This window comes from Rhodopirellula europaea 6C, from assembly GCF_000338295.1.
In the GTDB taxonomy this organism is placed as follows: Bacteria; Planctomycetota; Planctomycetia; order Pirellulales; family Pirellulaceae; genus Rhodopirellula; species Rhodopirellula europaea.
In genome coordinates this window covers 1-10,402 of sequence record NZ_ANMO01000178.1, presented here as the reverse complement: position 1 = coordinate 10,402, position 10,402 = coordinate 1, and the positions used below count along the sequence as shown (strand labels likewise).

Annotated in this window: 13 protein-coding genes; all 13 read right to left on the bottom strand. The window is 54.2% G+C overall.

Going from position 1 to position 10,402, the window contains the following annotated elements; genetic code table 11:
• Positions 1–60: 60 nt before the first annotated feature.
• Entirely contained in the window at positions 61–675 is a 615-nt protein-coding gene (locus tag RE6C_RS18735) for a hypothetical protein (protein ID WP_008659026.1), read from the bottom strand.
• Positions 676–793: 118 nt separating this feature from the next.
• Positions 794–1,378 (bottom strand): hypothetical protein, encoded by a 585-nt coding sequence (locus RE6C_RS18730; RefSeq protein ID WP_144054825.1) that lies wholly within the window; start codon positions 1,376–1,378, stop codon positions 794–796.
• Positions 1,368–1,883 (bottom strand): hypothetical protein, encoded by a 516-nt coding sequence (locus RE6C_RS18725; RefSeq protein WP_008659025.1) that lies wholly within the window; start codon positions 1,881–1,883, stop codon positions 1,368–1,370. The genes RE6C_RS18730 and RE6C_RS18725 overlap by 11 nt, the downstream gene beginning before the upstream one ends.
• Before the next feature lie 88 nt (positions 1,884–1,971).
• Complete coding sequence (locus RE6C_RS18720) at positions 1,972–2,403, bottom strand: hypothetical protein (protein WP_039962531.1); 432 nt, start codon at positions 2,401–2,403, stop codon at positions 1,972–1,974.
• A gap of 143 nt (positions 2,404–2,546) precedes the next feature.
• Entirely contained in the window at positions 2,547–3,293 is a 747-nt protein-coding gene (locus RE6C_RS18715; RefSeq protein ID WP_008659022.1) for a hypothetical protein, read from the bottom strand.
• A 92-nt stretch (positions 3,294–3,385) separates the two neighbouring features.
• A complete protein-coding gene (locus RE6C_RS18710) occupies positions 3,386–3,829 on the bottom strand; it encodes a hypothetical protein (protein ID WP_236618329.1) in 444 nt (147 codons plus the stop codon).
• A 918-nt stretch (positions 3,830–4,747) separates the two neighbouring features.
• Positions 4,748–5,416: a metallophosphoesterase family protein gene (locus RE6C_RS18700; protein ID WP_008659018.1), complete on the bottom strand. Its 669-nt coding sequence runs from the start codon at positions 5,414–5,416 to the stop codon at positions 4,748–4,750.
• 115 nt (positions 5,417–5,531) lie between these two features.
• Complete coding sequence (locus tag RE6C_RS29550) at positions 5,532–5,960, bottom strand: ankyrin repeat domain-containing protein (protein ID WP_008659017.1); 429 nt, start codon at positions 5,958–5,960, stop codon at positions 5,532–5,534.
• 53 nt (positions 5,961–6,013) lie between these two features.
• The gene (locus RE6C_RS18690) at positions 6,014–6,469 is read right to left on the bottom strand and encodes a hypothetical protein (RefSeq protein WP_039962527.1); all 456 of its coding nucleotides are present in this window, start codon (positions 6,467–6,469) and stop codon (positions 6,014–6,016) included.
• A 155-nt stretch (positions 6,470–6,624) separates the two neighbouring features.
• Positions 6,625–7,119 (bottom strand): hypothetical protein, encoded by a 495-nt coding sequence (locus RE6C_RS18685; RefSeq protein WP_008659016.1) that lies wholly within the window; start codon positions 7,117–7,119, stop codon positions 6,625–6,627.
• Positions 7,120–7,206: 87 nt separating this feature from the next.
• Positions 7,207–7,740: a hypothetical protein gene (locus RE6C_RS18680; protein ID WP_144054824.1), complete on the bottom strand. Its 534-nt coding sequence runs from the start codon at positions 7,738–7,740 to the stop codon at positions 7,207–7,209.
• Positions 7,741–8,787: 1,047 nt separating this feature from the next.
• Entirely contained in the window at positions 8,788–9,294 is a 507-nt protein-coding gene (locus RE6C_RS32620) for a hypothetical protein (RefSeq protein ID WP_008659012.1), read from the bottom strand.
• Positions 9,295–10,219: 925 nt separating this feature from the next.
• The coding region (locus RE6C_RS32970) for a hypothetical protein (protein WP_236618328.1) at positions 10,220–10,402 on the bottom strand (183 nt) is incomplete at its 5' end.

Here is a 10,402-nt window from a genome sequence, read left to right as displayed (position 1 = left end):
GGGGCACGGAAGGTTGATCGTCCATTGCCAAAAAAGCTGCAAGCCGTGCTCCGGTGCATGTCATTGTTCCCCAATTTCCGTGAGCAACCAACCAGCTTCGGTAAATATACCGTTTGGACTGGCAGCACGTTCGGGATCAGCCCCTGACCAACGACGCACATCGGCGAGAAACTCGCGACATGCCTCGGAGTCGGCATAGTGGATGGCCAATTCACGGTCGATTCTAGCGAGCATGCGAAACGCAACTGAACGAGCGGTGTGCTTGCCGGTCGGGTCGCGTCGTGCGTCGGTTAGCACAAAGTCGACTAGCATTTCAACGGTCGCGGAGGGTGGTGCGCCAAGGTCAGCGAGCCCCCAAATTCCGCCGATTGCACGCTCGATGTTTTGGTGCGACGCAAGCCGTGCGATCCAACCAAAAACGCGTTTGTGCAGGTCGATCTCGCCATCATAGCCTATTGCTTGAACAATCCGCCCAGATGCGCGTGCAGCGTAGAACGTGATCCAGTGTTTGTGGGTCGATAGATCGGCATCGAGATCGATCCCGTCGCAGATGTCGAGAAGGCGAGGGAGGTGAACGCTCGCTTCCGGCCCGGCGTTCATGAGTTGAACGGCAGCCCACCACTGTGATCGACGGTCATCCGACGCAAGGCGTGATGCAAACAGTTCAGTGTCCATGATCAATTCGGGGAACGGTACACATCACCGAGGACGCGCGAAAGACTCAGCCATTGCCAAACCGCACAGCTCGCGTCCTTCGGTGCATGTGGTGGTTCCCCGTCTTCGCGGTGTGACGTTAGTTGAAAAATGGAGCGATGACTTCATGACAATCACCAATACGTGCATGGCCAAAATACTGGCGCACAGTCCCGAAGCGAGGCAGTGGCCAAGCCGCAGCCATCTCCGGATTCGACTCAGGTGGATAGAGAGAAGGTCGCTCTCCACCCAGCCGTATGTAGTGCGAGCCAACACAGTCGTGGAAGTCAAACGTGCCGGAGTGGTAAGTATAGAACATGAGCCACAAGTTGTGAAATTGGCTTGCCGTATCGGTCACTCTACCAATTCCGCCCCGCCGTTCTTCGTTCCAATCGAAATACTCAAGAACCGTAAAGTGAAATTGAGGCGGAACGTCAAAGGACGTCCAGTCGCCATCGTCACTTTCAAACCGTGACCAGCCCCAGCCGTAGTAAGGCCGCGCGATCAGTTGATGACCAACATGCTCCAAGACCGTATCGGCGAGATTGGATGGTAGAGCCATGTCCTGTCGTTCAAGCAAATCAATCGGCGAACGGCGGGCATCACCGGGCGGGGAGAGTAAAGTTGTCCATTTCAAATTCGGCCGCAAGCCCCGCTCAGTGTGAATGCCATGGTTATCCGCCATCTTTCACTGCAGGCAATACGTCCGTTGCATTGAAGCACTCGGAGACGAATTTCGCAAGCTCCGGTTTCAGTGATCCATCGGCAGTGTAGAGGTCGTAGTATTGGGGCGTGCCGAGTCCCGATGCGGTCAGCTCTGCCTCGAAATCGGAAAGGGTAGTGATATCGATTCTACGCAGCGTTTCGTTTCCAAGCCAATGTAGCGTTGCATCGTCAATGTGCCTCAAGTTCCCGATTGGTCCGTAGGTGCGTGCGAAAAGCTCTCGGTTTCGGAATAGGTCGACAAAGACAACAAACAACATGTCGGGAACGCGATTGATGTAACCCTGTGGATGATCGCTGAACTGGTGCAAACGGCTAACGTCCGCGAGTGTTCCGGCGAGACGGGCGTGATCCGCAAGACGCTCCTCATAAGAAGGAACACGGTGGGTGTAGCGATCAACCGACCATCCGATTGCAAGCGCGATACAGGCGGTGATCAGGAGAAGCGTTGACAGTCGAAATCGCATTGCTTCAGTCGGATAACGTCAGACATCACGGGGGACGGACGAAAAACTAACCACTTCAGAAACCGCGCAAGCCGTCCTCCCGTGCATGTCATGGTTCCCCGCTATCCTGGGTCGTTTCCGACGAATCGAGCGTGTTGCGAACCCAGGTCGCGTATCGTCGAATATAGCCCCGTTCAGAGCCAGATGCCAACGCCGCGGCATCAGCCATTCCATCCGGAGCAAGCCGGATCGCCATCGAGAGTTGGTCTTTAAATTGCTCGGAAAACCGCCCATCGGTGAGTCGGTTGATGATCGCATCGACCATTCGGCGGCACTGATCAGGAGATGGCGGGTGGTTCTTGAAGTAACGGCAGAGTTTTGCACGAGCCCGATTGTGCCACATCCCGAAGCTCTCGGCGGACACGAACGCAGTCGCGCGAGCTATCGCGTCCTGGTCACCAGCCTTCACGTCGTTAATCAGTGTGTGAAGCTCCGATTTGGTGAGCGATCGAATCCAAATCGCAGCGAATGAAGGTCGCATTGTCGATTCGTTTCATCCAAGAAGCTTCAGTCGGGGAACGGCGGACATCACGGGGGACGGACAAAAGACTTTCCACTTCAGAAACCGCGCAAGCCGTCCTCCCGTGCATGTCATGGTTCGCCGCAATCGAGAGCCCGATCGTGTTAGTCGCATTGATTCTCGACACCGATGGTACGGCAACGACTGCAATAAGTCACTATCAGCTGCGGATTGAAGTCGCCAAACAGATTCATGGACGGTGATTTGTCGTAGAGCATGAGCGGAAGAGTCGCAGTGCCGAAAAGTCCACGGTGACAATTATTGTCGAGCGACGGGCATCCGAACGAAGCGTTCTGCCCGAACGGTTCACCCCATTCCAGGCGAAGCATTTTCGCTTTTGGGGTGTTTTCCGACCAAGGGACAATCATATAGTCGCTCCAATCATCGCCCCATCGCTTGTCAGCGATCTCAATGGCACGCCGCATCTCAGCGCGAGACAACCCGTCGAGCGAGAAGACACCAGCCCAGGCCATCGCATCTTCTGCTTTTCTCGGGTTGAATGGCACCCTGCTGCCGACAAGCGGTTGGTTGGCGGCCAATCTGGATTCCGAGTAGTCATGAGTTTCCCCGGAACCAGGTATCACAACTGTGGTATCTGCGGTAATGCGATATGCGAAGTGCTCAAAGTCTGGGTCTCGCATCCGATAGATGATCGGAAGCACTGCGGGCAAACCCTTCGTCCGCGGGAAGACGGTTTCAGTGTTGATCGTGAAGACCAAGTCGTAAGGCGAGTCGTGTACTTGGCGTTGCTCAGGATCAGAGTAGAACTCACCAATGATGATGTCACCATCGAAGTCCACCGATGCCTTTGTGATTCGCTTTCTTTTATGATCAAACAGAGCAAGCGTCATATGATTTCAGTCGGCGAACGGCGGACATCACCGAGGACGCGCGAAAGACTCTGCCATTGCCAAACCACTCGGCTCGCGTCCTTCGGTGCATGTCATTGTTCTGCTTTCTTGCGTTTGCGAGCGGCGGAGATCTCCGCGTTCACAGGCGAGTCACCGTTCACGACGAATCGCTCATCCCGCTGCAGATAGTGTAACAGCTCATCATCCGAGAACGCTACGTAATGATGCAGCCAAAGTTCGGTGTGGAAATCAAACAGTGTTCGAGGTTTGCGTTTTGGGCGGAGGAATGCGTAGCAATCATCCGTGACGCCACGATCGAGCCGTACGATACTTGGCGGTTCGCTCCAGTCGAAATCCGCTTCCGTTTTTCCGAGTGCGAACAACGCGTCAAGAATGTGATGCGAAAACATCCCCACGCCGGGGTGATCCCGTTCCAATGTCGCCCCAAAATTGATTGCGTCGTTGTAGTCGCCGTTTAGCACAAATGCCTGAAGTAGACGCTCAGCGGCATATAGATCGTCCGGGGAACGCTTCACTTCTTCCCTGCAGTATGCCACTAGGCCAGCGTAATCATGCAGGTCGTGAAAATGGCAATGATCTTCCCAGGATTCGAAGTCGTGCATCTCTCTAATAGCAGAACGCTCAGCGTCACCTGGCGGTGGCGGTCAGTGTGATTGGAAAGCGAGGTTGGTCTCCACCACCGCTCAGTGTGCACGCAATTGTTATTCGTTCACACGCGGTTCGTGCGGGGGCGAGCGCACCGCGATCCTGTGAGACGTCGAAACAATTGCGTCGTTCAAAACACATCGTATCAAGTTCGTGACGTTCACGCGGCAAGTTGCGTGGGCGTTCGAACGGCAACGTCGAGCACAATTCGAACCGGCATGCGAGCATGGGATGGACCCTGCTCGGGACCTGAATCGAATGCTGAACGAGCATGGTGTCTAGCAACACATGTCGTGCTGAGTCACGCTCCGATGCGTGCATGAGTCATTCGAATAACGTCGGCCGTCACCGGGCACGGCCAATGTGGTTTCCATGTGTATTGGCGCCATGCCGTGCTCCGGTGCACGGCATGGTTCGTCGTGTCTATTTGGGCAGCGTGGCACGGAGATCGAAGGAATCTCCCGCACCCGTCGAGTTTATGTTCCAAAGCAGGGCCGAGCAACCTTTGACCGCGCATCTTAGAACATAGCAATCTGACCGCGCATCTTCGAGCATTGCCCGTCCGCGCTCCGCCGAGCACGCTCCGTCTGCGCATCTTCGAGAATTGTGATCGCCCGCGCAACTTCGGGCGAGGGAATTGACCGCGCATCGTTGAGCATTGAAAGGGACAGCGCAACACCGCGCGCCGACACGACGAACGTTACGGTTCAGCGGGCGGCGGCGAGCGACTTAGCCACTGCGAAACCGGCCACCACCGCCGCTCCGTTGCAACCGATGGTTCCCCGCATCTACGGTCCCTCATCGAGCCAAAAGCGTCGAGTTGAGCCAGATTCATTAGATTGCCAGCAGATACCAGCGTCAACATCAAGGCAAGTCAACCAGCCGCGTCCGCATGCCCAAGTGTCAATACATATTGCGTGTCCAACGGACAGCGGAACACCATCGCGTTGCGGTGTGTGACCGCAAACCATTGTCAACCCAGATTCATGCGGAGTGGGATTGCCGAATGATTCCCAATAAAGCATGAAGTCCGGCTGTTCATCAATCGGAATCTCAGCGTACGCATTTGCGTGAACAAAGAAGTGCGTTTTCGTGCAATAGTGTGATCGCAGCGACTTGTTGAGGAAGTGCCAGTGGGCGTCGGGGATATTGTCGAGCTGATCCGTCCCGTATGCAGCAAGAACAGCGTCTCCGCCGCATGATAGCCATTCGTCGAGATGGCGTTCGGATTGCCGAGCCGCAAGCATCATCAACTCGTGGTTGCCTCGGAGCGGGATCAGTCCACCGCTTGAGTGTCGATCGATAAGCCATTCAATCACGCGTTGTGAATCAGGGCCACGGTCCACATAATCGCCAAGCGTGATGATTCTGTCGTCAGATTCAAACGCCGCGAAGGATGCCAACGCGTCAAGCGAGCGGTAGCAGCCATGAATGTCACCAACGGCTAGCGTTCGCACTACGTTCGAGTCTCCAGTAGATGTTCAGCCGGGGAACGGAACGGATCACGCGGTCGCCGCGAGCGATCCTCCACTTCAAAAACCACGACTCGGCGACTCGTCGTGCATCCGATTGTTACCCACCTTTTCGATAGGATTCGAAGAATGTCTTGGCGTCGTTGTTTCCGTACTTTCGAGCAAGATCTATAGCGGTCTCCCCAGTACTTGTCTTCGCGTCCACTCGCACTCCCTTCTCGATTAGCACCTTGATTACATCAATCGTGCAGTTTTGAACGGCCCAGTGCAGCAGTGTGTATCCTTCGCTGTCTGTTTCGTTGATGTCCGCACCATTTCGCAGCTCTTCCAGTAAACCGTCAACTCCGCCCATCATTGTGTTCCACACAAGTGGTGAAACAGACTGTGTCTCATACTCGTTTCCCTGTTCTTTCTTGTTTTTCTCGTTAGGCGTTTCTTCGTAGTGCATCGATCTGTCCTGATTGATGGCCATTCTCATCAGTCGGGTAACGGTTGCGTTGACCGGGCCGCCGCCAACCCAGTCAACCATGTCAAAACGCGTTATCGGCGGCTCCGCGTCCAACGCTTGGTTCGTCGTGCTATTCAGGGCGCAAGTTCAAGCTGTTTGATCGGTGTTAGGAAGTGCCGAAGCCGCCGCCCATCTAATCCTGTTTTCCTTTCAGCAAGATCCACGACGCGAGTTGTTACCTTGGCGGATTCGGAGGTTGCAGATGCAATTGCAATAATCCGATTTCCCTGCACCTGCAATTCAAACCATTTGCGTTGGTCCCCCAGGGACTGCTTCAGTAAATTCCGTAAGGATAGAATCTCTTGGTGTTGGTCGTCGAGGATCTTATTCCTCTTTGCGGACAACCGATTCCAGGCTGTCTCAGCGAGCTTTAATTCGTTCTGGTGCTCGATGGATTGTTGTTCGACCTCGGCGATTCGCTTGTTGAGAGATTGAACGTGGGCCGCGTGTCGTCGGGAAGTCACGATTAACGCCACGACCAACGCTATCGTGGTTGTAAACCACAGCATGTCGCGAATGGAAAGTTTCATTGTTCAGGTCTTCATGCGTACACGTGAAAAATTGACGAAGTACGATGTATCGACGAACGTCACCAATCACCCGGCGGCGACGAGAGATTGTCCATTTGAAAACGCCCGACTTCGCCGCTCGGGTGCATTGGATTGTTCTGCCTTCTGTGGTCGCATCAGCCAGAAACAGCCATCCGCATCAACTCGTCGTCATCGAGACGTCGCGTCGGCTGAGCATGTATCTCGCGACGAATCGAAGCCGGAACACCGATGGCGACAGAGCCGATATCGTAGGTGATTGGAAACACGTCCGCGATGCCGAGGCCGAAGAAAGCAGCGCATTCGTTTGGGCCGTGAGTGTCGATGTTGAAGTCATGATACCGGGCCAAATGGAACAGTTTGCCGTCATCACGGTACAAGGTTAGTGCAACGAAGTGCTCCGTTTGCGTGTGATCGTTAAGGTCGATGTTGCCCAGGATGCCATCAACGGAGTCACCATTTGCAAATTGCAGTGTCGTCCCAACCACGCGGTTGCCAAGGTCGGAAACCGGTATGGCATTCACCGGTCGGATGACAGTTTCGTCGCCGAATTTGGATTCAACGTCATTGCAGAATTCCCACACGGGGTGGTTGCGAATGTCGTCAGGTGTCAAATCAGCAAACGGTTTCATGCATCATCCATGGCAGAACGGTAGCGATATGCGGGCGGCGGCGAACGGACCTACTTCTGCCAAAACAGCGACTACCGCCGCTCCGTATCATCGCATGGTTCTGCGGTATTGTGTTTGGTCGATGACGTTGATACTCGGCAACTGTGTTTCAAAAAATGAAACAACTGAACTGTCGAAATCGTGCCCAAAATCGTCCGTGATAACAAGCGTGTCAAGTTGTTTCATGTCACGGATTATGGGCAAGCACTCCGGCGGACGTATGACTGGCCCCAGGCGCAAGACCCTTACGTCTGGAAGTTGCGAGATATCCGCAAGGTCATTCGCGTCCACGGATCCGAGTGTGATATCGACTTCGGTGATACCGTAGAGGGCAGGAAGGAAAACGTCTGGCAGTAAATCAGCAATGGATTCAGGAAGCAAGAGCGGCCCCTCGTAGATGTCCGAATTGCTCACACGCAAAAGGTTTCGTCCGTTGGCGTCGAGGACCGATTGTTCTGATTTGCGATTGGATTCACCAGCCACGATCAAATGTCGTGTGTACGCGCATCCGGCAGCGACACAGACCGTCATAAGTAGTGCCGATCGAATGCTTAGCGTTTTGAAGCTGCGTTTTGATTTCATTCGCAGAACGTTACCGATCACCCGGTCGCCGCGAGAGATCTTCCATTGTCAAAACGCCCGACTCGGCGACTCGGGTGCATCGGATGGTTCGCCACGAAATTGACTTGCCCAGGTTGCCGGGAAAACGCTACGCAGTTGCTGCGTCCCACATCTCCTGGCACTGTTGCCATCCCTGAAGCATCACGTCTAAGAATTCTACAAGCAATACGGTCGAGAAAGAACGTTGAAGTTCCGCCTCGAATTCGGGGGACGTCAATGCGTCACCCATTGCGGTACCGATCCCGGTAATGATCTGTATCACAAACCAGACTAAAAAAGCACCAAAGGCAATCAGCGATGGAACTGCAATGATGAGGGCAAACAGGGCAGTCGTCCGCAGTCGCGAATTTCCACGATTCCTCAAGTCAGTTTCGGCACAATGCGTTGCGTAGGGGTTCAAACCACAGTCTTGATTGGCGAACGGTACCCGTCACCAGGCCGGGAAAGTTGATTGTCCATTTGTGAAAACGCGCAAGCCCGGCTCCGGTGCACGGGATGGTTCCCCGCTTCCGCAACCCGTACGAGTCGCAGGTCAGTTCTCAGCCAGCCATCTGCATTGCACACGCCCGGCCGATGGACGCCGATGCAAATCCAGATGGAATCGCGTCTAGCAGTATAGCAATAGCGATCAACCGTGTGACAATTGACCCGCGCGACCGAACAAGAGTCACGCCGAGCCACAAGTGAAGAATTGGGAGGACGAGGACGCCGACCGTTGCGAACATGCATACGGGTCCGATTAACCCATACGGGATTGAGGCGGCATTTCGGTTGGCATCTGATGCGTATTGATACGCAGGGACCACGCACGCCAGCACGAATGCCACAAACGCACACAGCCACAATAAGTCAGCGATACAGATTGGGCGTCGCTCTTCGTTCACGAGGAAGGCTTCAGTCGGGGAACGTCTGCCGTAACCGGGCACGAACGGAAGACTTTAATTTCAGTTGCCGCGTGAATGAGTGCTCCGGTTCACGGCTTTGTTATCCTGCGTTTTCGAGCAACAGTCATTTTAGTGACGTGACATAGTCGGAAACAGATCCATCCCACCCGCATTTTTCGCATGAGACGCCGACAATACTGTGGTCGCAATTGTCGTAGCCATACAGATAGTGCTCGCATTCAGGGCAAAGTCCATCCATATTTGAAGCAGGCGGGAAGAAGTTCGATCCGCATTCATCGCATGTTTTCGTTGCCGATTCATGAATTGGAGGATCCTCAATTTGTGGACGGTCGCCCATTCCATTGAACTTAATGGTTTGGGCCGCGTGCTCAGACTCTTCGGAGACGCGTTGGATCTGAAGCACACCACCGAAAGAGCTGGGCATTTCTAGCACGAACAGGTCATGGCGTCTAATCTTCAGTTCGGCTTTCGGGATCAATGTTCCGTACCACAACGAAGCCATGTCAGGCTGCTTGGTCGATCGTTCGCGGAATCGCATATCCACTGTCACGTCTTCAGCTACGACCTCGCCGGTGTCGAGTTTCAACGTGCAATGGTAAATCAACATCATTTAGCAGGATAACGTCGGACATCACGGGGCACGGAGTGTTCACTGTCCATTGCGAGAAACGCTGCAAGCCGTGCTCCCGTGCATGTCATTGTTCTGCTTCTTGTAGCTGGCAAACATCGGAGTTGAGTATAGCAACCACGCCGGCATCACGCAGTTCGCTGAGCCCTCCACCACAGCAACAGGACTCCAGACATGATCGCCAAGATGACGAGTGCGGGCACCGACCTTGCTACACGCTCCGGTGTGGTTAAGGCGGGCGGCAGATTTCCGCTCGCTCCACCCTTTGGGTCGCCCCATGTAATCACAAGGTCAACAACGCAGAAGAGCCCAACCACGAGGACGACGAACATCACGCAACCGATCACAATCGCCCCGATCCACGACATTGGTTGCGGCTCGGAAGCGTCGTCGACTTCCCGTTCTCGATTGCTCGGTGGTGTGTATGGGTTTTCGATTTGCGATCAATCGATAGCAGAACGTCACCGATCACCCGGTCGCCGCGAGCAATCATCCATTTTCAAAACGCCCGACTCGGCGACTCGGGTGCATCGGATTGTTCACTCTTCGCCGTATCGAGATCCCAACAGCATCCAGTGATTTTCGATCTTGGTTGCTGGAAATGTCAGCTCTAGCGAAATTGTCGCCTTGCCATCAACACCGCCCATGTTTGCGATTATCCAGTGGGTAGGTGGCCGGAGAAACTCGAGTTTGGATCCGTTGAATTCCCCTGGCAAAGGCGGATCGGGTTCATGTTCCGCAAATTCGCAAACCTGAATTTCCCTGAGTGCAAGTTTGTCATTGTGGACCAGCGATTTGATTTGCTGCTGAAATACTGCTGTTAGGTCTTCAGGCTGGCTTTCTGTGTAGAAAAGTCGTTGCAGTCTATCGGCCTCGCGTGATTCCAGCGCATTTCTCACTGACGCAACTAGGTCTTCCAGTTCAGGGTTCTGTCGATTGCCAGTGTCTTCCCGGTCTGGCAGAAGTTGGTTTTCGCTCGATAGTTTGTCGGACGCGGAATTGCATCCAGTTCCGACCAGAAGTGCAATCGCAGATAGGATAGCCAGGAGACTTCGCATTGAATGCCTAGGTAAGGTTCGTATTGGTGAGT

Bases quoted from the DNA above. Each gene is read 5' to 3' on its own strand.
- RE6C_RS18715 (WP_008659022.1), bottom strand. From the start codon at position 3,293: ATGACGCTTGCTCTGTTTGATCATAAAAGAAAGCGAATCACAAAGGCA.
- RE6C_RS18685 (WP_008659016.1), bottom strand. From the start codon at position 7,119: ATGAAACCGTTTGCTGATTTGACACCTGACGACATTCGCAACCACCCC.
- RE6C_RS32620 (WP_008659012.1), bottom strand. From the start codon at position 9,294: ATGATGTTGATTTACCATTGCACGTTGAAACTCGACACCGGCGAGGTC.
- RE6C_RS18730 (WP_144054825.1), bottom strand. From the start codon at position 1,378: ATGGCGGATAACCATGGCATTCACACTGAGCGGGGCTTGCGGCCGAAT.
- RE6C_RS18680 (WP_144054824.1), bottom strand. From the start codon at position 7,740: ATGAAATCAAAACGCAGCTTCAAAACGCTAAGCATTCGATCGGCACTA.
- RE6C_RS29550 (WP_008659017.1), bottom strand. From the start codon at position 5,960: ATGGTTGACTGGGTTGGCGGCGGCCCGGTCAACGCAACCGTTACCCGA.
- RE6C_RS18690 (WP_039962527.1), bottom strand. From the start codon at position 6,469: ATGAAACTTTCCATTCGCGACATGCTGTGGTTTACAACCACGATAGCG.
- RE6C_RS18735 (WP_008659026.1), bottom strand. From the start codon at position 675: ATGGACACTGAACTGTTTGCATCACGCCTTGCGTCGGATGACCGTCGA.
- RE6C_RS18725 (WP_008659025.1), bottom strand. From the start codon at position 1,883: ATGCGATTTCGACTGTCAACGCTTCTCCTGATCACCGCCTGTATCGCG.
- RE6C_RS18720 (WP_039962531.1), bottom strand. From the start codon at position 2,403: ATGCGACCTTCATTCGCTGCGATTTGGATTCGATCGCTCACCAAATCG.